The organism is Stenotrophomonas sp. NPDC047960, from assembly GCF_043204395.1.
Taxonomy (GTDB): Bacteria; Pseudomonadota; Gammaproteobacteria; order Xanthomonadales; family Xanthomonadaceae; genus Stenotrophomonas.
The window spans coordinates 238,004-259,226 of the sequence record NZ_JBIDBX010000003.1; the positions used below are offsets into that span (position 1 = coordinate 238,004).

The following is a 21,223-nucleotide window of genomic DNA, read 5'->3' on the forward strand; positions in this document are numbered from 1 at the left end:
CCTGATAGAGAAGGACACTTTGCGATGCCGGATATTGATAAAGACCTCGACGTTCTGTATCAGCACCGGTTCCCGAAAGAGGAACTGGCGAACAAAAACCGCATCTGGAAAGTGTTGTGCACCCAGTACTTCAACCGTTTCGTCAACAGCGGCGACACCGTCGTGGACATCGGGGCTGGCTACTGCGAATTCATCAACAACATTCCCGCCCGCCGAAAAATTGCCGTTGATCTGAACCCCGACGTTCGCAGATTCGCCGCAGAGGGGATCGAAATCATCAACGAATCGTGTACATCGGTCAGTTCGATCCCCAGCGGCAGCGTTGACGCCGTTTTCATGAGTAATTTCCTTGAGCACCTGCCAACCAAGGACCTGGTCCTGCAGACGTTGCGGGAAACTTCGCGAATGCTGAAAGCGGGTGGCCGGGCCATCATCCTTCAGCCGAACATCCGATTCCTGTACGACGAGTACTGGGACTATTTCGATCACCATACCGCCCTGAGCGACCGCAGCCTGGTGGAAGGCGTTTTGATGGCGGGGCTGGAACCACGCGTAGTGATTCCCAAGTTCCTTCCGTACACCACCAAGAGTCGACTCCCCCAGGCGCCGTGGCTGGTTTCGTTGTACCTGCGCATACCGCTGGCATGGCACATGCTTGGCAAGCAGGCCTTGGTCGTGGCTTACAAGTCCAGCTGACCCCAACTTTCGTACCCGAGTTCGTCCATGGCACAGAAGAATGAAAAGATCGTCCTCACCGGCGCGGCAGGCCTGGTAGGTCAAAACCTCATTGTCGAAATGAAGCAGCAGGGCTACACCCAACTGGTAGCCATCGACAAGCATGAGCATAACCTCGAGATCCTCCGCAAACTTCATCCGGATGTGAAGACGGTTCTGGCTGATCTGGCTGAACCCGGCAGATGGAGCGAGAACTTCGAGGGGGCCAAGCTGGTCGTGCAACTGCACGCCCAGATTACCGGAAAGACCACGGACCTGTTCGTGCGCAACAACCTCACTGCAACCGAGCATGTCCTCGCTGCGTGCAAGGCCGCAGGTGTTCCCTACATGGTCCACATCAGCTCTTCGGTAGTGAACTCAGTGGCCAAGGATGACTACACCGAAACCAAGCGCGAACAGGAAGCGATGGTCGTCGCCAGCGGCCAGCGCCACTGTGTGCTCCGTCCAACGCTGATGTTTGGCTGGTTCGACCCCAAACACCTGGGTTGGCTGTCCCGCTTCATGGCGCGCACACCGGTGTTCCCGATTCCTGGAGATGGCAGGTTCATGCGCCAGCCTTTGTACGAGCGCGACTTCTGCCGCTGTATCGCCAAATGCGTGGAAACCGAACCGGATGGAGAGGTCTTCGACATCGTGGGCCACACGCGCGTTGATTACGTGGACATCATCCGCACCATCAAGCGAGTGAAGAAGCTGCATACGCTGATCGTGCACATTCCCATTGGATTCTTCGCATTCCTTCTGCGTACGTTCGCGCTGTTCAGCAGCAAGCCCCCATTTACTGCCGATCAGCTCAAGGCGCTCAGCGCCGGCGACGATTTCAAGGGCGTGGACACCGAGGCGGTGTTCGGCGTGCGGCAGACGCCGTTTGAAGACGCGATCCGCGAGAGCTATACCGACCCGCGCTACAGCCACATCGTGCTGAAGCGCTGACCACCCGAATGGACGGAACACTACCAGTATGAGCAACTTCGCCATTATCGGCAGCGGCCCCATGGGCCTCATGGCAGCCTTGGAACTCCTCAAGCAGGGCCACAAGGTCGACATTTACGAGCGCGATGACCGCATCGGCGGAATGTCGGCCGACTTCGACTTCGATGGCCTGCGCATCGAGCGCTACTACCATTTCATCTGCAAGACCGACTACCCGCTGTTCAAGCTGCTGGATGATCTCAAGCTATCCGATCGCCTGCACTGGACCGATACCAAGATGGGGTATTACTACCAGGGCAAGCTGCACAAGTGGGGCACGCCATTCGCCCTGCTGGGGTTCCCGCACCTGGGACTGATCGACAAGGTCCGCTACGCGCTGCACGTGATGCACACCAAGGGCATCAAGGACTGGACCGCGCTGGACAAGGAGAACGCGCGTGACTGGATCACCCGATGGATCGGCCCCAAGGCCTACAAAGTGATGTGGGAGAAGGCCTTCGCGCTGAAATTCTTCGAGTACCAGAACGCCCTGTCCGCCTCATGGATCGGCACCCGCATCAAACGCGTTGCGCTGTCACGGCGCAACCTGTTCAACGAGAGCATGGGTTATCTGGAAGGCGGTTCAGCGGTGCTGCTTGAGAAGATGGCCGCCGAAGTTCGACGCCTCGGCGGCAACATCCTGCTCGGCCAGCCGATCGAGCAGGTCACCTCGGATGGCGCACGCGCCACCGGTGTTCGCACCGCCGGCGGCGACCAGCCCTACGATGGGGTGGTCTCGACTGCACCGATCCAATACGTCCCGGCGATGGTTCCGGCGCTGCCGGAGGAGTTCTCGCGCCAGGTCGCCGCGATCGAGAACATTCCCGTGGCGTGCGTGATCCTCAAGCTCTCGCAGCCCGTCAGCGAGAACTTCTGGATGAACATCAGCGATGAGCGGATATCCATTCCGGGCCTGATTGAATACAGCAACCTCAATCCGGGCAACGGGCCGGGCGAGCACATCGTCTACGCGCCTTACTACATGCCCAAGACTCACCCAAAGTGGCAGTGGAGCAATCAACAGCTGATCGATGAAGTGATCAGCTACCTGCCGATGATCAATCCGGCGTTCAAGCCGGAGTGGATTCTTGCAACACATTGCCACCGCTATGAGTACGCGCAGACCATCTGCCCGCCAGGCTTCCAGGACATGTTGCCGCCGATGAAGACTCCACTGCCTGGGTTCTTCATGGCGGATACGGCTTATTACTATCCAGAAGACCGCTCCATCAATGAGAGCATCGACGTGGGTTCAAAGCTGGCCGCAGTAGCAGCCGCGCAGGCATCGAGAGCTTGAGTACATGCTGACCCGACAGTTCACAATGTTTCTTCTGGTTGGCGGCTTCGCCGCGGCCGTCAATTTTGGATCACGGATCGCACTCGGCACCGTACTCAACTACGTACCCTCGATCGTTGTTGCATTCTGCCTTGGGATGGTGACTGCGTTTGTGCTCAATCGCGCACTTGTGTTCAAGTCCGCAAGCAACGCCATCCATCATCAGGCGGCGTGGTTCGTCGCGATCAATGGCCTGGCGATGATCCAGACCGTGCTCGTGAGCTTGGCACTCGCGCGCTGGGTCTTGCCCGGCCTGGGTGTCCAGCAGTACGCAGAGACGATTGCCCACGCGGTCGGCGTCGCCGTGCCGGTGGTCACAAGCTACTTCGGGCACAAGTACCTGTCGTTCTCGACGAAGTAGCCTGCCCGCCGCCCCACCCCATCTACTAGACGTCGATTCTGCACAGAACTACGGAAAGTCAAATAATGATCAACCAACCCGCCATGCCAAACAGCAGGACCAGCTTGATATCAGGAGAAAGAGTCGCGTTCTTCCTGGTCATCCTGCTTGCGATGGCCTACAAGAGCAACGATGCGCTGAGTAATCCTCAGTTCTGGGCTGAAGACGCAACGGTCTTCTTCAAGGAACAGTTTGGAACGTCGCTTCCTCAAGTGTTCACTCCATACGCTGGGTATCTGCACTTCATTCCCAGACTGGTCGCATGGTTCGCTTCATGGCTTCCCGTCGTGAAAGCTCCGCTGATCTACAATGCATCCGCGATTCTGTTGACGACTGCTGCCATTGTCGTGACCTGCAGGCGCATGCGTCCATTTGTGCCCGTGTGGATCGTTGCGCTTTCCTTCCTCGCGGTCCCTACCAGTGGCGAGATCCTGGGCACCATCACCAATGCGCAGTGGTTTCTCCAGTTTCCGCTGGCAGCCTTGTGCCTGACGCCGTACCAACCGGCGCGTGGCTGGATGGTCTGGCTGCGACCGTTGACTGTTCTTGCCATCTCTCTCACCGGTCCATTCTCTGTTGTTCTTGCCTTGGTCATCGCCGGTTTGCTTTCAGCCTCGTACGTGGCGCGTACGACCAAGCGTGACCCTTTCAATGGCGCTCTGGGCAACTTCGCTGCAACGCGCGATTGGACTGCGCTGGCAGCGCTGTGTGTTGGTGCGATCGTGCAGGCCGCCGTTGTTGTTACCCATCCTGCAGGCGAAGCGGTCGAGCATCAGAATCTTCTGATCCTGCTCAAGATCACGTTCGGCGAACTGGTACCCATCCATGCATTCGGCGGCAGCTTCCTGAGTCCAACGTTGTGGCTGCTGATGTTCGCTGTCATCGTCGGAACCCTGACCTTCTCCAACAAGATCGAAGGACGCTCACGACTCATTGTGCTGGGCTTCTTCGCCTTCGCAGCGGCGGAAACGTTCGCGCCAGTGAGGCTCAGAGACTTCAGCCCCCTGTATCAGTTTCTTCTGGCGGACCGTTACTTCTACCTGATCAAAGTTGTCCTGTGGTGGATGGTCTGGTTGTCGTTGAGCAGCGTCACCCGCCGCAGCCGACTCAATGCGACCATCGCGACCACTGCACTTCTGTGCATGGTGGCCGTGACCAACCAGCAGTACCTGCGACGCCCGACGTTCGTCGAGTTCGACTGGCGTCATCACGCGTCGCTGCTGGGCACGCCCGGCTCCCACACCGTCCCGCTCAATCCTCAGGGCTGGGGAGTGATCATCGACTCCAAGGCTTCCGAGGGCGGCGTGACGGATGCTGCAGCTACCCCGGCGGCACCGCCGACCCCAGCACCTGCACCGACGCCGGCCATCACCGATAACCAGGCCCAGAAGCTGGATGGGGACCTCAAGGCGGCTGATCGCGACACCATCAAGTGCCGCCTGGATCTTGCCTCTGGATCACCGGCTACCGGAAGCGTGGTTGTCCACCGGCGTGAAGGCGCCTCGTTTGAGGGATGGGCCTTCGAACCCGGCCAAGCCGCGTTGGCAGACGCACAGCTTGTTTTCCAGGGGACCGCCGGCTCGTATCTCGCAAAGGTGAAGGGCGGCGCTGCGCGTCCGGACGTAGCAAGTGCCTTCGGACCGGAGCAAGCTAATGCAGGCTTTACCACCGTGGTGGACATCTCGAGCGTCGCCGCAGGTGAATACGCCCTTTGGCTTGCCACAGGCACGGGAGAGGCAGATAAAGCCTGTGACCTCCAGTCCAGCATAAGGATTGAAGATTGAGTCAGCGCGGCCGCCTGCTGCACTTGCAGCATGGAATCAGCGCCGGAGGCTCAATCCATGCAGGAACTGAGAACTTCGGCATGAAGTAAAGACAGGAATGCCCGCAACGTCGTTGAGGGCATTCTTTTTTTCATCGTGTTGCATCCCAGGCTGCGCCAGGCAGGCTGGAAACAAACAACGCCCCTTGCGGGGCGTTGCTTGGTTGAGGCGATATCAGTCACTCTTCAGCCGGCAGACCAATCCACGCAGCTTGACCAGCGACGTGCGACCGCGATGTCGAAGGCCGCGGCGCTCACCCGTTGACGGGCATTCATGGCCAACGCTTCCAACGGTAGCGCCTGATCGACAAGCTGGGTAATGCAGCGCGCCCAGTCCTGAGGAGTGTTGTCGACCAGGATGCGATCATCCATTGCGTCATCCCGATAGGCGGCTACGTTCGACGCAACCGTGACCAGGCCGAGCTGTGCATAGTCGAGGACTTTGATCGAGCTCTTGCAGCGATTGAAGGTCGAGTCCAGAAGGGGTGCCAGGCCGACATGGAACCCGCGCAACTGCGAAAACCAATGTACGAACGCAGGATACGATGCGCCGACATGCGACGGCGGACTCTCGACGCTGAGCCAGGGCCGGGGCCGGGACACGTTCGCGTTTACGCCTATCAGGGTCAGTGAGAATCCTCCTTCCCGCTGCGACCACGCGATCTCCAATGCTTGGTCCAGCAGGCGGAAATCCTCGTCATGGGTCCGTGTACCCATATACAGGAGACGAAGCTTCCCGGCGCCCCTCATCTCCGCCTGGTTAGGGTCAGCGGCCTTCCAAAGCACATTATCCAGTGCGTTGGGCATCCACTCCACGGCCCCACCTTCCGCCTCAATCGCGTCTGCAAGCAGCGGAGTCGAGCACCAGGTGACATCGGATAGAGAAATCGAACGACGAACCGCTGCGATGATTCCCGCATACGCCTCACGCTCAGGGTGCTCTTCCATGGCAAGGAGGTTGTCGTCGAGGTCGTAGATCAAACGTGCACCCCGCCGACCTACATCGGCGATACATTCGAAGTGCTCAGCCTCTGTGACAGCGCCACGGTTCCAGATCACCACATGTGGCGAGAATGCCTCTAGCTCTTCGGGGATGAGGTATCTAACATCCGCAGGGAAACGTTCGGCAAACGCATGCAGTCGGATGCTTGCGCATGGCGACATGACGGAGCCGTATCGTTCCGGAATGACAGCAATTCGAGTGGCGAACCCGGATCTCTGGCCAGGTTCCCGCAGCAGGCCCAGACTGCTCATACGAGCTCCCGGGAATACAAGCCATCAAGCCAGTTCGACAGCGAGCGCACCACATCACGCGCGGAGGCATCATGGGCGAGCAACAACGCGTTCGGTACGTCCACCAGCCTTTCGGTAAAGGCACCCAACCGGTTGCCAGCTATCGGACGCCCGGTGCGAAGCGCGTGGGACAGGGTGTACGAATAGGTCTCGGGCGCCTGCGAAATGAACAGGAAAGCATCCGGATTGTAGCGGGCGATCAGATCATCCAACTCTTCTTCCTCATACGCTCCGCTCCAGGTAAAGCCGACATCTTTCACGGGGTTGACCTGGGGATAGCCGATAAGATGGAACTGCATCGGATTTCCCACTCGTCGCGATTCTTCAACGATGGCATTGAGCTGGTTCAAGCCCTTATGGGGGGCCATCACCCCCAGTAGCAGCACGCGGTAAGGTTTGGCACCGGCGCCGAAGGTGACCGGATGGTCGCCAACGTCAACTTCGTGGTACTGCGCGATCACCGGCACGCCTGTGTAGCGCTGCATTCGGGCCGCTGCATCCTTGCTGGGTGCGATGACCTGCTGCGCGCCGAGCAACGCCCACTCATGCTGTACGCGCCAGTTGCGAATGTCAGAGGCGCCGTTGGAAGGGCGTTGAGCGATGCACGCATCGCATCCGGCCGCATCTGGCTCGCCACAGTAATTGCCTTCCGCATTCGTCAGCATGATCTGGGGACAGATTGCGTAGTTGTCGTGGACATGGAAACTGAACGGAATCTTCGACAGCGACACAGCGCGCCGGACGGATGCACCGAATCCGACCAGATGGTGGATCTGCAGGGTGGTGGCCTCCAGAAGGTGGAGCAGCGATGCAAGTTCATCAGGCGAGTGGTAGCGGAACAGGAAATCGAAGCCGTCGAACTCCGATACCCTGCTGACCCTTACCTCACCTACGCCACTGCGGTCTTCGATAGGCCGGATCACTACGACTTCATGGGTCTGCCCCAATGAGACTGCCATAGCCTGCACTGCTCGCTCCGTCCCGCCGCCCCAGGAGTGGGTGAGCAGCACCGCCGCTGGCTTGGCGCGCTTCTTCCACACGGCCAGGGTCAGCCTCATCCGCGCAGCGAAGCCAGGGTCCATCGAGCAGAAGCGCGCCACCTGAGCACCGTAGTCAGGGTAGCGCTCATCAATCACACGCTGTGCAATCACCTTGCCGGGTTTGCTGTCATCCGCGAAGCTTACCTCGCCCACATGCTCCACGAAGACATCCATGGCCAGACGGTGACGGAAGCCAAACTTCGCAGAGCGCATGCAGAAGTCATTCTCTTCGCCATAGCCTTTCCCAAAAGCCTCGGCATCGAAAAGACCCGCAGTCTCCAGCGCCGAGCGAGAGATGAGCATGCAGAATCCGACACCCGTGGGGATCTCGACAGATACGCCGGCGTTGGTCTCGCGCGCCAACGCATCCAGCGTGCCGGCGTCCATGCCTTCTGGCAGGGGATTGGCGCCAAGATTGGGGTAGCTGCAGATCGTCGCATTGTTGGATAGCGCCGTGATCGACCCCACCGATGGACGCATGTGTGCAACCATCCGGTCAACCCAATCTGCGCTGACGATGGTGTCGCTGTTGAGCAGGAGCGCGCCCAAGCTGTCGCGATGCTCCAGGACATGCGCCATGCCAGCATTGACGGTTCGTACGAATCCAAGGTTCTCTACGTTCTCAACCAGATGGACCGATGGATTGGCCGCTGCTACGTCGCGAAGGTATGCCGTGACTTCCGGCTCAGGCGAGCGGTCGTTATAGATGTGGAGACGAGTTGCGGTCTGGTTCTTCGAGCGCAACACCGACTCGACGCAGTTCCGCGTAACCACCAGATCCCGATACACGGGCAAGATGATGTCAACCACTCCCGGCGGCAACAATGGCGCTTCCGGGATTCGCTTGACCAGAAGATCGGTGAGGGAAAGCGGCCGCTTGCCGAGCTCCCTTCCGTTCTGGCGGCCGATCGCCAGGTAGTGCGCGAGCGCATTCATACCTGTGGCAGCCACGTCCGGATTTGCATCCAGATACTGACGCGAATTGAACTCTGGGCCTGGACTCCGCCCCTCGGCCGCACCGTACAGGACAAAGTGCGAAAAGGCATTTCCCTCGCCAATATCCGGATGGGCCTCTCGGTACCATTCTGGGTCGAAGTAGGGGTTGGGGAGGCGGCCCTCCGACAGCCCGTCGTAGAGGAAGTGCACTAGGGGATTGGCGCCGCTCGCGCGAACATCGGGGTACTCGTCCAGATACCAATCCTGGTCGAACAGCGGATGTGGGCCTGCTGTTTCCCGATAATCAGCAAGATAACGCCCAAGCTGCGGCCTCACGACCGCTATGCCAGCCGCCTTCTTGGCGCCCGCCCGGGAGTAACGCGTGTCGAACCAAGGACTGGGAGACAGGCCAATCCAATCGCCAATCAGGACGTACTGGGTAAGCGCATCGAGTGGGCTCGCGCGCAATCCGAATCGAGCACAGTACCAGGCCGGATCAAACAGAGGGCTGGGAGAGCGCCCCTCGGCATTGCCAAAGGAAATGAAATGGCTGGGGCCTTCCAGAAACGCGGTGCGACGACCCAGCGCGTGTCGCGCATACCAGTGCCAGTCGCAAACCCCTGCTCGACGCACCAGGTGCAACTTTATCCGGTTGGGAACAAGACGGAACCAATTGATGGACAGGACTTTCGCCGCGACCCTTTTGAGATCGCGCTTCAGACCGCTATTGCCGTTGAACATACTCTTACCCTTGTGTCCTTACTGATCAACGGCCGGAGAGGCGACGCCACCAAGGGCGCATCAGGTGATTCAACTTGCGGTCCTGCTCTTCCAGGCGTGGAATTACGGATTCGATAACGCTTGCAACCGACGCTTCCCGCTCTGTGTGCATCGCTTCGTTCAGCAGGCCTCGCGACCCTTCCAAACCGTCAAGCACGCGTCGCTCGAGCAAGGACAATCCTTGCGCGAGGGCGGGGAGCTGCGATTCTACTGCGGCATAGCGTTCATGTGCTTCCTTGGCGTCGCTCTCCAACAGCGCGCGAAGTCGCGCTTCCTCAAGACTCAAACGCGCGATCTGTTCGCTCGCTTGCACGGCGCTCCTGTCCAGTTCCTCGCGAAGCCGCGCCTCTTCCACGTTCAGACGCCTGATCTCATGGTGCGCCGCCACCAGCCCACCGTTCACGCGCTCGATCTCCTCCACATTCTTGATATTGCGACCAAGCGAATCGAACAGCTGGTTGATGCCCGCGAACTCACCGCGAGACGCGGCCGCGGCGAGGTGAAGAAGCTTCTCCGGTTGCTGCTCGCCAACCAGCAGCACGCCCAGCCCATGGGTGTGAGTGAACTCGAAGGAAGGGAACTGCTTGGATATCTCGCTCCAGTACTGCCAAACACCGAACCCGCGCTCGCGCACGCAGCTGTCGTGAAAGATTACTACCGCACGTGGGGACAGCTTGACGCGCCAGCTTTCGAAATCTTCCCGAACCGCATCATAGGTATGCAGGCCGTCCACATGGAGCAGGTCGACAGATCCGTCCGCGAAGTACTCCAGCGCCTGGTCGAACCTCAGTCGCATCATTTCGGAGATACCCGCGTAATGACGCTGCTGGTAGTCGCGAAGCTCCGCGTAGATCTCGTTTCCGTAGAACCCGGCATGTTCGTCACCTTCCCAGGTGTCGATAGCAAACACGCGCGCGCCCAGTTGCTGCGCCTCGACTGCCTGGCAGAGCGCAAGGAACGACGCACCATTATGCGTTCCGAGCTCAACGATCAGCTCAGGGCGCTGGACCTCAAGCAGCCAGCTTGCAAATGGAATATGCCCAAGCCATGCACTGTGCGGGAGCTTGCGGGGCATCATCAGCATGGCAGGCGAAAACGAAAAATCGATCATCGAAGTCTCCCTTACGGAGTTGATGCGGAAACGTTAGGGTCAGCCTGAGCGGCCGCTATGAATGCATCGATATCATTGGCGCAAAGCAGGGATTCGTATCGTTTGATGCTATCGACGGGCCAGTTCCACCAGGCGATCTGCAACAGCTGGGCAATCTGCTCTTCGCTGAATCGGAGACGCAGCACACGGGCTGGATTGCCGACGACGATGGAGTATGGCGGCACGTCCTTGCTCACCACCGCGCCGGCACCAATGCATGCACCGTCACCAACGGTCACGCCAGACAACACCATTGCTCCGTGCCCGATCCAGACGTCATTGCCGATCCGTGTAGGACCTTTGCTATGCGGGTGCCCGTCCTGACCGGCCCCCGGCGAATTGAATGCAATTCGCAAGGGATGCGTCGTGACCCAGTCAACGCGATGCTCGCCGCCGCCAAAAATAAGTACGTTCTCAGCAAAGGAGCAGAACGCGCCTACTTCGACGCGCTCGCCTGCGCTCCACAGTCGGAACCCGGCGCCGCCGTAAGTAAATCGGCCGATGCTGATGCGGGGATCGTCACTGGTGAGCGGTGGAATAAATCCGTGATTCATTCCCCACTCCCCATCCGGCGCATGGTGACCTCGTCAAAGGGAATTCCCACCAAGCCATAGCGCAACTTGGGCGATGCCACCTTGATCAGTACCGCATCATGCAACCAAGCATGCTGCGTGTTGGCATAGGGATCCCCTTCAGCAATGGACACCGTCATGGAATAGTCACCATTGGGAAGCATCGGCAGGGTGAACCGGAAACTGGCCTCCAGCCGGGTTCCAGCCTCAACTTCCATCGGCGGTTGGATGTAGGTATAGGTGTGCTCGCCAAAGAGCGACTGGCCAAGCCTATCCTTGACGAAGAAGCCAATCAGCGGACTGGACAGCGCCACATGGGCCGTCGCGCGCACACGCAGCAACACCTCTTCGCCACCCGCAAACGACGTAAGCGGCTCACCTTCTGCGTTGCTGAGCACTACGGAATCGATTGCGGCGCTGCCCGAATGCCAACCGGCTGAGTTGGCCACGTTGTCAAACAGCTCCAGGCGCGTCTCCACTTCGACATGCGACTTTGGTTTGGCGGTCACACCCTGCTCACGCGCCGCCTGTCGCGACTTGAGCTTCACCGCGTCGCCATAGACTTCCTGGGAACAATATTCAATGTAGGCGTTGCATGCATCCTCGGCAGAGGCATGCATGACCATCTCACCGCGATTCAGCCAAACCGCACTCTGGCAGAAGTTCAGAACCGACCCGGTGTCGTGACTGACGAAAAGCAAGGTTCCGTTCTCACGGAACTTACGCAGGAACCGCATGCATTTCTGCACGAAGATTGCGTCGCCTACGGCAAGGGCTTCATCGATGATGAGGATATCCGCATCGACGTGGGCGATGACGGCGAACGCGAGTCGCACATACATGCCGCTCGAGTAGGTCTTCACCGGTCGTTCTACGAAATCGCCGATATCCGCAAAGGCAACAATGTCGTCGAAGCGCGCATCAATCTGGTCCCGGGTCAGGCCGAGAATCGAGGCACTTAGATAGACGTTCTCGCGACCGCTGAATTCGGGGTTGAAGCCCGCACCAAGCTCAAGCAATGCAGCAACACGACCGTTGACTTCAACGGATCCTGAAGTTGCCTGGAGCGTTCCGCAGATGATCTGAAGAAGGGTGGATTTTCCCGACCCGTTGCGCCCGATGATACCCACGGTATCGCCACGACGGACTTCGAAGTCGACCCCCTTGAGCGCCCAGAACTCCTGGAAGTAGTTGTGAGGCGTCATGCCCGCAGCCCGGAACAGACGCGGCATAACGGCCTGCTTCAGTCGCAGGTGAGGCTGCTCATAGATCTGGAAGCATTTGGTTACGCCGGTCACCCGGATGGCAACGTCGCGCGAGGATTCAGAGGACATCGGCGAAGCCCCTCCGCATTTTCTGGAACGTAGCAAATCCAAGCCAAGCCACGAGCAGCGCACCTATGGAGTACTTTCCCAGGTCAACGAAGTTGGGCGAAACGCCCCAGAGAAGCACGGCTCGCGACTGTTCGATGATGAAGGTAAGCGGATTGAGATAGATGTACGAACGCAACGACTCAGGAAGCGCCTGCACCGGGTAGAGCACGGGGGCCATGAACAGCATCACCGTCGTGAGAATTCCAGTGACTTGGCCGATGTCGCGCAGATACACGCCAAGCGAGGCAAGCAGCCAGGATACGCCCATAGTGCCTACTACCAGCGGCAGGATCACCACCGGCAGCCAGAGCGCGGTCAAGGGTATGGAACCGCGCAGCAGCAACTGTGCAATCAGCAGCACGACCAGTGAGACGGCGGAGTGGAAGATGGTTGCACCCATGGCGACCCATGGCAGGGTTTCGAGTGGAAAGATGACTCGTTTGACATAACTGGCGTTGTTGAGGACCAAGCCTGGGGCACGATTCACGCACTCCGCAAAGACCCCATGCACGATGATCCCTACGAACAGGATCACGGCGAAATCGCCATGGCTGCTGGTTTCCTGCCCCCACCGGGCTTTGAACACCACCGAGAACACGAATGTGTAGACGGCCAGCATCAAAAGCGGATTGAAGAATGACCACGCCAATCCGAGCACCGAGCCGCGATAGCGGCTGATCACTTCGCGCTTGGTGAGTTCCCAGATAAGAAGGCGATTTGAAGCAAGGCTGCGAATCATCGCCGCCGGCGAAGTTCCAAATTCGGCGTAAATGGTACTCATCAGGCGCAGGCCCCCAATGCGCAGTCCAGATCCACCTGCAGATCCCCCAGTTCCTCAACGCCCACACTCAGCCGCACCAGCGCGTCACTGATGCCCAGCTGGTCACGGCGCTCCACAGGAATGGACGCATGGGTCATCACCGCAGGATGGTTGACCAGGCTTTCCACGCCACCCAACGACTCCGCCAGGGTGAACAGCTCGGTCTTCTCGCAGAACCGCTTGGCCGCCTCGAACCCGCCCTTGAGCACGATCGACACGATGCCGCCATAGCCATTCATCTGGCGCGTAGCCAGCTCATGCTGCGGGTGGCTCGGCAGCCCCGGGTAGATCACCTTTTCCACGGCCGGATGCTTTTCCAGCCACTGGGCCAGGGCCAGTGCGTTGGCGCAGTGCGCCTTCATGCGCAGCGGCAGGGTCTTCAGGCCACGCAGGGCCAGGAAACTGTCGAACGGCCCCTGCACGCCCCCGATGGAGTTCTGCAGGAAGGCCATCTGCTCGGCCAGCTCAGCGTTGTCGCCCACCACCACCATGCCGCCCACCATGTCCGAGTGCCCGTTGAGGTACTTGGTGGCCGAATGCAGGACCAGGTCCGCACCCAGCTCCAGCGGGCGCTGCAGCATCGGCGAGGCAAACGTGTTGTCCACCACCACGATCAGGCCGTGGCGCTTGGCGATGGCGGCGACCGCGGCGATGTCCACGATCTTCAGCATCGGGTTGGTCGGGGTTTCGATCCAGACCATCTTCGTCTGCGGGGTGATCGCCGCTTCGAAGGCGGCCAGGTCGGTCAGGTCCACAAAGCCGAACTGCAGCCCGGCCGTGCGCTTGCGCACGCGCTCGAACAGGCGGAAGGTGCCGCCATAGATGTCATCCATTGCCACCACGTGGCTGCCGGCGTCCAGCAGTTCCATCACGGTGGAGGTGGCGGCCATGCCCGAGGCGAAGGCGTAGCCGCGGCTGCCGCCCTCCAGCGAGGCCACGCAGCGCTCATAGGCGAAGCGGGTCGGGTTGTGGGTGCGCGAGTACTCGAAGCCCTGGTGTTCGCCCGGGCTGGACTGGGCGTAGGTGGAGGTCGCATAGATCGGCGGCATCACCGCGCCGGTGCTCGGGTCGGGCGACTGGCCGCCATGGATGGCCAGCGTGGCCAGGGCGAGCTGGCGCTTGGAGTGCCCGGAGGCTGCAGAATCGGACATGGGGGTTCCCAGCGATTGAGAGCCCCAATCGGGGCCCACTTTAGATGGAGCGGAAGTCTATCAGCGGGGGCTTAATCAGCCGTTGACGCTGATAAACATGGATTCAGCGCCAAAATCGGCGATCGCGCCGTTATTGAACGCGACGACGCAGGTAATTCAGCAGATCGATCCGCGTAATCAACCCCAGGAAGCTGCCACCATCCATGATGATGGCCACCTGGCCGCGGTCAAACACCGGCAGCAGCGCTTCAATCGGCGATTTCACGTCCAGCCGGTCCAGCTTGCTGACCATGGCGGTGGAGACCTTGTCCCGGAACCTCGACTCGTCCCCATACACGTGCAGCAGCACGTCGCTTTCGTCGACGATGCCGACCAGCTGGTCGCCATCCATCACCGGCAACTGCGACACGTCATACAGCTTCATGCGCTGGTAAGCGGTGGTCAGCAGGTCGTTCGGGCCGATCACGACAGTGTCGCGCTGGCCATACGGGCGCAGGATCAGGTCGCGCAGGTCGCCGGTCTGCGGGCGCTCCAGGAAGCCGTTGTCCAGCATCCAGTAGTCGTTGTACATCTTGGAGAGGTACTTGTTACCGGTGTCGCAGACCAGCACCAGCACCTTCTTGGGGGTGGTCTGCTCCTTGCAGTACTTCAGGGCAGCTGCCAGCAGGGTGCCGGTGGACGACCCGCCGAGCACGCCTTCCTTGCCCAGCAGCTCGCGGGCGGTGTGGAAGCTTTCTGCGTCGGTGATGGCATAGGCCTTGGTGACCCGGCTGAAATCGGCGATCGAGGGCAGGAAGTCCTCGCCGATGCCTTCCACCAGCCAGCTGCCCGACTTGTCGTTGAGCACGCCGTCATTGATGTATTCGGCCAGGATCGAGCCGACCGGGTCGGCCAGTACCAGCTCGGTCTTCGGCGACAGGGTGGCGAAGGCGCGCGACAAGCCGGTCATGGTGCCGGAGCTGCCGCAGCCGAACACGATGGCGTCCAGGTCGCCCCCCATCTGCTCGAGGATCTCCGGGCCGGTGCCGAATTCATGAGCGGCCGGGTTGTCCGGGTTGCCGAACTGGTTGATGAAGTACGCGCCGGGGGTTTCCTCGGCCACGCGCTTGGCCATGTCCTGGTAGTACTCCGGGTGGCCCTTGGCCACATCCGAACGGGTCAGGCGCACTTCGGCGCCCATCGCCTTGAGGTTGAAGATCTTCTCGCGGCTCATCTTGTCCGGCACCACCAGGATGAGCTTGTAGCCCTTCTGCTGGGCGACCAGGGCCAGGCCCAGGCCGGTATTGCCGGCAGTGCCTTCCACCAGCGTCGCACCTGGCTTGAGATCGCCACGCTTTTCAGCGGCTTCGATCATCGACAGGCCGATGCGGTCCTTGATGGATCCTCCGGGATTGGCGCTTTCGAGCTTCAGGTACAGCTCGCAGACACCGGTGTCCAGGCGCTGGGCCTTGACGATCGGGGTCTTGCCAATGAGTTCGAGTACGGAGGAGTGGATTGCCATCGGGTCACATCGATTCGCGCCGCAGGGCGGCCGGACCCCCGATTATCCGACAGATGGTACAGACACGCCATGCGTGTCTGGCCCCAAAAGAGCGACGCGGACGGCGCCCGTCGACGAGGAGACGGACGCCGCCCGCGGCGTTTGGCGGTGCCGGCCAGGGCCGGCAGGTTCAGCGGCAGGTGCCGACCGTTGGCCGGCACAGGGGGAACGTCAATTCAGGGGGGAGGAGTACAGCCGTTCCAGCTTCTGCTTGGCATACAGCTTCTCACGCTTCATCTGGCCCAGAGTTACACCATCTATCGGAAGTACGCCCAATTCGGCATCCATACACTTCTTGTTCAACTTCTGGTGCCGTTCGTAAAGCGCCTTGAATTCCGGATCACGCTGGCGGCGTGCGTCGATTTCACTCTGGGGCTGACCTTCAAACATGATGAACCTCCTATTGCGTGTACAGCACAAACAAGAACGCCCCGGCCGGTAAGGCACGGGGCGTTGCTTCGGGAGGAGCGCCGGCATCCACCGCGATCACGGCAGAACCCAGGCGCACGACCGGGGTTGCCCGGCCTGCAGACTGCTCTGGTTCGTGCCCTCGATGCATCGGCCCGGCCCTCCAATCGTCCGGGTCGCGGAAGGCTACCCGGACAATCGACCCTACGCCTGCCCAGGGACGGGTTCAAGGGTTTCGTTTGAAATCACCGGTGCACGCCAGTCGGGGTTCAGGCTGAACACGCACTTCAACGAAATTTAAACAAAAACAGCAGGTTGCGTCATTCTGACGCAGTCACGGCCAACGGTCGTGACCTACCGATAGATGCAACCAGGTAGGTCATGACCGTTGGTCATGGCAGAGGCAACCAGGCAGGTCATGACCGTTGGTCATGACACCTTCGATCACGGGGCGATGATGACCTCGGCCGAGCGGGCCTTGGTGGCCGCCGCCTTCTTGCCGCTGACCTGCAGGCGGCTGGCGCTGACGCCGGCCCCCACCAGGGCATCGCGCAGGGCTTCGGCGCGCTGCTGCCCTACTCCGGCGGCGGCGTCGTAGGCCTCGATGCGGACCCGACCCTTCTTGCCGATGTTCAGGTACTCGGCCAGCGCCTTGGCCTGGCCCTTCGCGCCGCCCGAGAGCGTGCCCTTGCCACTGGCGAAGGCGTCGCCGGCGAAGGTGAACACTTCACCACGGCTGTCGAACTTCGAGCCGGGCAGCTTGTTGCCCGAGACCAGCTCGGCTTCTTCGCGGGCCAGCTTGGCCGCGTTCTGCTGGGCCGCGCTGAGGCGGGCGGTCTGCTTGCCGGCCACGCTGGTCAGGGCGGTTTCGGCGTCCTGGCGGGCCAGCGCTTCGGTTTCGGCGGCCAGGCGCAGGCGTTCGGCTTCTTCGGCCTGGATCTGGGCCTGCACGCGCAGCCGCTCGCTTTCCTGGCGGGCACGCTGGGCATCGCGGCGGCTGGCTTCGATCAGCAGGTCGCTGCGGGTGCGTTCGAGCTGGCTCACTTCACGCTTGGCCAGGGCGGCACGCACGCTGGTTTCGGCAATTTCGACCCGGCGGTCGGCCAGGTAGCGGGCCTGGTCGAGGTCGCGGCGCTTGGCATCCGCCAGCGCGGCGATGGCCTGCTGGGCCTGCAGGCGCTCATAGGCGGCCAGTTCGGCGGTGTCCGGGTTGGCCTGGATCGCCATCAGGCGCTGGGTGAGCTGGGCCACGGCCGGGTCTTCGGCGGCACCGGCCAGCGGCGAAACGGCCAGGCCGATGGCGAGCAGCAGGGGCGACATGCGCAGGGCGGCAGCCTTCATCGGCGGTCCTCCCCGGCGGCGAGCTGGCGTTCGAGCTGGGTCACCTCGTTGCGGCGCAGCTGCAGCTGGGCGGTGGCGGTGGCCTCCTCGCTGCGGGCGCGGGCCAGGTCGGCATCGGCGGTGGCGCGCGCGGCCAGGGCCGGGGCGTTCTTTCGCTCGCGGCGGTCGCTGGCAGCGGCCTGGGCCTGTTCCAGGCCCTGGCGGGCCACGGCGATCAGGTCCGGGGCGTACTGGTCGGCGTCGGCCTGGGTGGCCTTGTCCACGGCCTGGCGGGCCTGCATGAGTTCGAGCGCGCCGTCCTGGGCCAGGGCCGGCCCGGCCAGTGCGAATGCGCACGCCATCACGCAACTCGTCAAAACTACATACGGGGTACGCCGCATTTGTGCGAAGCTAGGATTCATTGGGGTGCCGTTCGCCTGAAGAAGGTGCGCGGCCATTGTCGGAAGCCTGCGGCGTGCTTGCAATGGCATGTCGCCGATTGTTGGGGAAACATTTCGCATGGATATCGGCTATTTCCTGAAGCTGATGACCGAAAAGAACGCTTCGGACATGTTCTTGACCACCGGTGCCCCGGTGTACATCAAGATCGAGGGCAAGCTGTACCCGCTGGGGAATACCGGGCTGCCGCCCGGGATGGTCAAGAAGATCGCCTATTCGCTGATGGACGAGGGCCAGGTGCCCCAGTTCGAGCGCGACCTTGAGCTCAACATGGCCATCGCCCTGCCGGATGCGGGGCGCTTCCGCGTCAACGTGTTCAAGCAGCGCGGTGAGGTGGGCATGGTGATCCGTGCCATCCGCAGCAAGATTCCCAGCATCGAAGAGCTCAACCTGCCCCAGGTCCTGAAGGACGTCATCATGACCCCGCGCGGGCTGGTGCTGGTGGTGGGCTCGACCGGTTCGGGCAAGTCGACCTCGCTGGCATCGATGATCGACCACCGCAACAGCACCACGACCGGGCACATCCTCACCATCGAGGACCCGATCGAGTACCTGCACAAGCACAAGATGTCGATCGTCAACCAGCGCGAGGTCGGGCTGGATACCCATGCCTTCCACAACGCGCTGAAGAACGCGATGCGTGAAGCGCCGGACGTGATCCTGATCGGCGAAATCCTGGACTCGGAAACGATGGAGGCGGCCATCGCCTTCGCCGAGACCGGCCACCTGTGCCTGGCCACGCTGCACTCCAACAACGCCGACCAGACCATCGAGCGCATCCTGAACTTCTTCCCCGAGAGCGCGCACCGCAACGTGCTGATGAACCTCTCGCTGAACCTGCGCGCGGTGATTTCCCAGCGCCTGGTCAAGGGCCAGGACGGGCGCCGGCTGCCGGCCACGGAAGTGTTGATCAACACGCCGATGATCCGCGACCTGCTGCGCCGCGGCCAGGTGCACGAGATCAAGCCGGCGATGGAGGCTTCGCTGGAAGAAGGCATGGAGAGCTTCGACCAGTGCCTGTTCCGCATGGCCAAGGGCGGCATCATCGAGCAGGAAGAGGCGCTGCGTGCGGCCGATTCGCGCGACGGCCTGGCCCTGAAGTTCCGCCTGTCCGAAGGCGGCAGCGGCGAGCACGATCCGTACGCCGATTATTCGGCGGCAACCCCGGCGGCGATCACGCACGGGTTTTGATTGACGGGGGTATCGACCAACGGTCGATACCTACCGATCGGGGATCGCGGGTCGTCCCACCCGGGTTCATACCGACCATTGGTCGTCCCACCCGGGTTCATACCGACCGTTGGTCGCCCGCGGGGTAGGTACCGACCGTTGGTCGGTACCCGGTTTCAGGGTGATGCGTCGGCCTGAACCTCCGGCCGCGCCGCATCGAACGCTGGCAACGCCAGGCACGCCTGGTCGATCCGCACCAGGGTCGGGTACGGGCCCAGATCCACGTTGAAGCGGCGGGCGTTGTACAGCTGCGGCACCAGGCAGCAGTCGGCCAGGGTCGGTGTATCGCCGTGGCAGAAGCGGCCGGTATCCACCGATTCGACCAGCAGCCGTTCCATCGCGTCGAAGCTGACCTGCATCCAGTGCTTGGTCCAGTCCTCACGCTCGGTCTGCGGCACGTGCCAGGTATCGCTGAAGAACTGCATCACGCGCAGGTTGTTGAGCGGGTGCAGGTCGCAGGCCACCAGCTGCGCCAGCGCGCGCACGCGGGCGCGGCCCGGCGCATCGTCGGGCAGCAGCGGCGGCTCCGGGAACACCTCGTCGAGGTATTCCAGGATCGCCATCGACTGGTGCAGCACCCGTTCACCGTGGCACAGGGTGGGCACCAGTTCCTGCGGGTTGAGCGCGGCGTAGCCTTCGCTGTGCTGCTGGCCACCGTCGCGGACCAGGTGCACCGGGGTGATCTGGTGCTCCAGGCCCTTGAGGTTCAGACCGATGCGCACGCGGTAGGCCGCGCTGGAGCGCCAGTAGCTGAACAGCTCGATGCGGTCGGCCGTGGTGTTCAGGGCCGTGTCGCCTGTTCGATGCGCTGTTCGATGGCGCCGAAGATGCTTTCGCCGGCCGCGTTGAACATCTCGATGCGGACCACGTCGCCGAAGGACATGAACGGCGTGCTCGGCTTGCCGTCGCGCAGGGTTTCCACGGTCCGCTGTTCGGCAAAGCAGGAGGCGCCCTTGCTGGTGTCCTCGTTGGCAATCGTGCCCGAGCCCACGATGGCCCCGGCGCCCAGCGGGCGGGTCTTGGCTGCGTGCGCGATCAGCTGGGCGAAGTTGAACTGCATGTCCACGCCGGCCTCGGGCGCCCCGAACCAGGCGCCGTTGACGTGGGTGACCAGCGGCAGGTGCACCTTGCTGTCCTGCCAGGCGTCGCCCAGCTCGTCGGGGGTGACGAACACCGGCGACAGCGCCGAGCGCGGCTTGGACTGCAGGAAGCCAAAGCCCTTGGCCAGCTCGCCCGGGATCAGGTTGCGCAGCGAGACGTCGTTGACAAGACCGACCAGCTGGATGTGACCGGCGGCCTGCTCCGGGGTAACCGCCATCGGCACGTCATCGGTGATCACTACCAGCTCGGCTTCCAGGTCGATGCCGTAGTCCTCGCTGATCACCTTGACCGCATCGCGCGGGCCATGGAAGCCGGCGCTGGTGGCCTGGTACATCAGCGGGTCGGTGTAGAAGCTGTCCGGCACCTCGGCGCCACGCGCGCGGCGCACGCGCTCGACATGCGGCAGGTAGGCGCTGCCGTCGACGAATTCGTAGGCACGCGGCAGCGGTGCGGCCAGCGCCTGCAGGTCGATGTCGAACACGCCGTCGGCGCTGCCGTCATTGAGCGATTCGGACAGGGCGTTCAGGCGCGGCGCCAGGTGGCTCCAGTCTTCCAGCGCCTGCTGCAGGGTGGCGGCGATCCCGGTGGCGCGCACGCCGTGGCGCAGGTCGCGCGAGACCACGATCAGGGTGCCGTCGCGGCCGCCTTCCTTCAAAGAACCAAGCTTCATGGGTGGAATATCCGGGATCGCAGGAAATAGGTTTCGAGTGTAACCAAATGCGCGGGCGTGCCAAGTCGCAGTGCCGCAGAACGAACATAAACCATTCGAATGATGCTGATGTGGT

General features: G+C 61.7%; 19 protein-coding genes. 6 read left to right on the forward strand and 13 right to left on the reverse strand.

The window, feature by feature from the left end; translation table 11 throughout:
• Positions 1-24 precede the first annotated feature (24 nt).
• The 5 genes from ACGFZ3_RS09045 to ACGFZ3_RS09065 all read left to right on the forward strand — a co-directional run bounded on the left by ACGFZ3_RS09045 (position 25) and on the right by ACGFZ3_RS09065 (position 5,227).
• The gene (locus tag ACGFZ3_RS09045; protein WP_392919455.1) at positions 25-696 is read left to right on the forward strand and encodes a class I SAM-dependent methyltransferase; all 672 of its coding nucleotides are present in this window, start codon (positions 25-27) and stop codon (positions 694-696) included.
• Positions 697-723: 27 nt separating this feature from the next.
• Positions 724-1,668, forward strand: a complete 945-nt coding sequence (locus ACGFZ3_RS09050) for an NAD-dependent epimerase/dehydratase family protein (protein ID WP_392919458.1) — start codon at positions 724-726, stop codon at positions 1,666-1,668.
• 28 nt (positions 1,669-1,696) lie between these two features.
• The gene (locus tag ACGFZ3_RS09055) at positions 1,697-3,004 is read left to right on the forward strand and encodes an NAD(P)/FAD-dependent oxidoreductase (RefSeq protein ID WP_392919461.1); all 1,308 of its coding nucleotides are present in this window, start codon (positions 1,697-1,699) and stop codon (positions 3,002-3,004) included.
• Between the two features lie 4 nt (positions 3,005-3,008).
• On the forward strand, positions 3,009-3,404 hold the full coding sequence (locus tag ACGFZ3_RS09060) for a GtrA family protein (protein ID WP_392919463.1): 396 nt from the start codon (positions 3,009-3,011) through the stop codon (positions 3,402-3,404).
• Between the two features lie 65 nt (positions 3,405-3,469).
• Complete coding sequence (locus tag ACGFZ3_RS09065) at positions 3,470-5,227, forward strand: hypothetical protein (RefSeq protein ID WP_392919466.1); 1,758 nt, start codon at positions 3,470-3,472, stop codon at positions 5,225-5,227.
• A gap of 224 nt (positions 5,228-5,451) precedes the next feature.
• On the opposite strand, the gene ACGFZ3_RS09070 is transcribed toward ACGFZ3_RS09065, so the two are convergent.
• The 11 genes from ACGFZ3_RS09070 to ACGFZ3_RS09120 all read right to left on the reverse strand — a co-directional run bounded on the left by ACGFZ3_RS09070 (position 5,452) and on the right by ACGFZ3_RS09120 (position 18,070).
• The gene (locus ACGFZ3_RS09070; RefSeq protein WP_392919469.1) at positions 5,452-6,519 is read right to left on the reverse strand and encodes a hypothetical protein; all 1,068 of its coding nucleotides are present in this window, start codon (positions 6,517-6,519) and stop codon (positions 5,452-5,454) included.
• Entirely contained in the window at positions 6,516-9,275 is a 2,760-nt protein-coding gene (locus tag ACGFZ3_RS09075; RefSeq protein WP_392919472.1) for a glycosyltransferase, read from the reverse strand. Before ACGFZ3_RS09075 ends, ACGFZ3_RS09070 begins: the two co-directional genes overlap by 4 nt.
• A gap of 25 nt (positions 9,276-9,300) precedes the next feature.
• Positions 9,301-10,425, reverse strand: coding sequence for a class I SAM-dependent methyltransferase (locus ACGFZ3_RS09080; protein ID WP_392919475.1), 1,125 nt, complete (start codon positions 10,423-10,425; stop codon positions 9,301-9,303).
• Positions 10,426-10,436: 11 nt separating this feature from the next.
• Positions 10,437-11,018, reverse strand: coding sequence for a CatB-related O-acetyltransferase (locus ACGFZ3_RS09085; RefSeq protein WP_392919478.1), 582 nt, complete (start codon positions 11,016-11,018; stop codon positions 10,437-10,439).
• Positions 11,015-12,370, reverse strand: a complete 1,356-nt coding sequence (locus tag ACGFZ3_RS09090; protein WP_392919480.1) for an ABC transporter ATP-binding protein — start codon at positions 12,368-12,370, stop codon at positions 11,015-11,017. The genes ACGFZ3_RS09085 and ACGFZ3_RS09090 overlap by 4 nt, the downstream gene beginning before the upstream one ends.
• Positions 12,360-13,190, reverse strand: coding sequence for an ABC transporter permease (locus ACGFZ3_RS09095; RefSeq protein ID WP_392919483.1), 831 nt, complete (start codon positions 13,188-13,190; stop codon positions 12,360-12,362). Before ACGFZ3_RS09095 ends, ACGFZ3_RS09090 begins: the two co-directional genes overlap by 11 nt.
• Positions 13,190-14,380: a cystathionine gamma-synthase gene (locus ACGFZ3_RS09100; protein ID WP_392919486.1), complete on the reverse strand. Its 1,191-nt coding sequence runs from the start codon at positions 14,378-14,380 to the stop codon at positions 13,190-13,192. The genes ACGFZ3_RS09095 and ACGFZ3_RS09100 overlap by 1 nt, the downstream gene beginning before the upstream one ends.
• Positions 14,381-14,510: 130 nt before the next feature.
• Entirely contained in the window at positions 14,511-15,881 is a 1,371-nt protein-coding gene (locus ACGFZ3_RS09105; protein ID WP_392919489.1) for a pyridoxal-phosphate dependent enzyme, read from the reverse strand.
• A 210-nt stretch (positions 15,882-16,091) separates the two neighbouring features.
• Positions 16,092-16,310: a YdcH family protein gene (locus ACGFZ3_RS09110; RefSeq protein WP_282245428.1), complete on the reverse strand. Its 219-nt coding sequence runs from the start codon at positions 16,308-16,310 to the stop codon at positions 16,092-16,094.
• A 462-nt stretch (positions 16,311-16,772) separates the two neighbouring features.
• Complete coding sequence (locus ACGFZ3_RS09115) at positions 16,773-17,669, reverse strand: hypothetical protein (RefSeq protein WP_392919492.1); 897 nt, start codon at positions 17,667-17,669, stop codon at positions 16,773-16,775.
• Positions 17,666-18,070 (reverse strand): DUF4398 domain-containing protein, encoded by a 405-nt coding sequence (locus ACGFZ3_RS09120; protein WP_392919495.1) that lies wholly within the window; start codon positions 18,068-18,070, stop codon positions 17,666-17,668. Before ACGFZ3_RS09120 ends, ACGFZ3_RS09115 begins: the two co-directional genes overlap by 4 nt.
• 97 nt (positions 18,071-18,167) lie before the next feature.
• Between ACGFZ3_RS09120 and ACGFZ3_RS09125 the strand changes: the two genes are divergently transcribed.
• Positions 18,168-19,298 (forward strand): PilT/PilU family type 4a pilus ATPase, encoded by a 1,131-nt coding sequence (locus tag ACGFZ3_RS09125; RefSeq protein WP_068849022.1) that lies wholly within the window; start codon positions 18,168-18,170, stop codon positions 19,296-19,298.
• Between the two features lie 155 nt (positions 19,299-19,453).
• Here ACGFZ3_RS09125 and maiA read toward each other — a convergent pair whose 3' ends face one another.
• Both maiA and ACGFZ3_RS09135 read right to left on the reverse strand, forming a co-directional pair.
• Complete coding sequence (gene maiA, locus ACGFZ3_RS09130; RefSeq protein WP_392919939.1) at positions 19,454-20,122, reverse strand: maleylacetoacetate isomerase; 669 nt, start codon at positions 20,120-20,122, stop codon at positions 19,454-19,456.
• On the reverse strand, positions 20,119-21,108 hold the full coding sequence (locus ACGFZ3_RS09135) for a fumarylacetoacetate hydrolase family protein (protein ID WP_392919499.1): 990 nt from the start codon (positions 21,106-21,108) through the stop codon (positions 20,119-20,121). Before ACGFZ3_RS09135 ends, maiA begins: the two co-directional genes overlap by 4 nt.
• Positions 21,109-21,223 lie beyond the last annotated feature (115 nt).

What these genes read in the sequence shown, in the direction of transcription:
- ACGFZ3_RS09115 (WP_392919492.1), bottom strand. Translation starts at nt 17,669, where the DNA reads ATGAAGGCTGCCGCCCTGCGCATGTCGCCCCTGCTGCTCGCCATCGGC.
- ACGFZ3_RS09050 (WP_392919458.1), top strand. Translation starts at nt 724, where the DNA reads ATGGCACAGAAGAATGAAAAGATCGTCCTCACCGGCGCGGCAGGCCTG.
- ACGFZ3_RS09110 (WP_282245428.1), bottom strand. Translation starts at nt 16,310, where the DNA reads ATGTTTGAAGGTCAGCCCCAGAGTGAAATCGACGCACGCCGCCAGCGT.
- ACGFZ3_RS09080 (WP_392919475.1), bottom strand. Translation starts at nt 10,425, where the DNA reads ATGATCGATTTTTCGTTTTCGCCTGCCATGCTGATGATGCCCCGCAAG.
- ACGFZ3_RS09095 (WP_392919483.1), bottom strand. Translation starts at nt 13,190, where the DNA reads ATGAGTACCATTTACGCCGAATTTGGAACTTCGCCGGCGGCGATGATT.
- ACGFZ3_RS09045 (WP_392919455.1), top strand. Translation starts at nt 25, where the DNA reads ATGCCGGATATTGATAAAGACCTCGACGTTCTGTATCAGCACCGGTTC.
- ACGFZ3_RS09065 (WP_392919466.1), top strand. Translation starts at nt 3,470, where the DNA reads ATGATCAACCAACCCGCCATGCCAAACAGCAGGACCAGCTTGATATCA.
- ACGFZ3_RS09120 (WP_392919495.1), bottom strand. Translation starts at nt 18,070, where the DNA reads ATGAATCCTAGCTTCGCACAAATGCGGCGTACCCCGTATGTAGTTTTG.
- ACGFZ3_RS09135 (WP_392919499.1), bottom strand. Translation starts at nt 21,108, where the DNA reads ATGAAGCTTGGTTCTTTGAAGGAAGGCGGCCGCGACGGCACCCTGATC.
- ACGFZ3_RS09105 (WP_392919489.1), bottom strand. Translation starts at nt 15,881, where the DNA reads ATGGCAATCCACTCCTCCGTACTCGAACTCATTGGCAAGACCCCGATC.
- ACGFZ3_RS09055 (WP_392919461.1), top strand. Translation starts at nt 1,697, where the DNA reads ATGAGCAACTTCGCCATTATCGGCAGCGGCCCCATGGGCCTCATGGCA.
- ACGFZ3_RS09075 (WP_392919472.1), bottom strand. Translation starts at nt 9,275, where the DNA reads ATGTTCAACGGCAATAGCGGTCTGAAGCGCGATCTCAAAAGGGTCGCG.
- ACGFZ3_RS09100 (WP_392919486.1), bottom strand. Translation starts at nt 14,380, where the DNA reads ATGTCCGATTCTGCAGCCTCCGGGCACTCCAAGCGCCAGCTCGCCCTG.
- ACGFZ3_RS09085 (WP_392919478.1), bottom strand. Translation starts at nt 11,018, where the DNA reads ATGAATCACGGATTTATTCCACCGCTCACCAGTGACGATCCCCGCATC.
- ACGFZ3_RS09125 (WP_068849022.1), top strand. Translation starts at nt 18,168, where the DNA reads ATGGATATCGGCTATTTCCTGAAGCTGATGACCGAAAAGAACGCTTCG.
- ACGFZ3_RS09070 (WP_392919469.1), bottom strand. Translation starts at nt 6,519, where the DNA reads ATGAGCAGTCTGGGCCTGCTGCGGGAACCTGGCCAGAGATCCGGGTTC.
- ACGFZ3_RS09090 (WP_392919480.1), bottom strand. Translation starts at nt 12,370, where the DNA reads ATGTCCTCTGAATCCTCGCGCGACGTTGCCATCCGGGTGACCGGCGTA.
- ACGFZ3_RS09060 (WP_392919463.1), top strand. Translation starts at nt 3,009, where the DNA reads ATGCTGACCCGACAGTTCACAATGTTTCTTCTGGTTGGCGGCTTCGCC.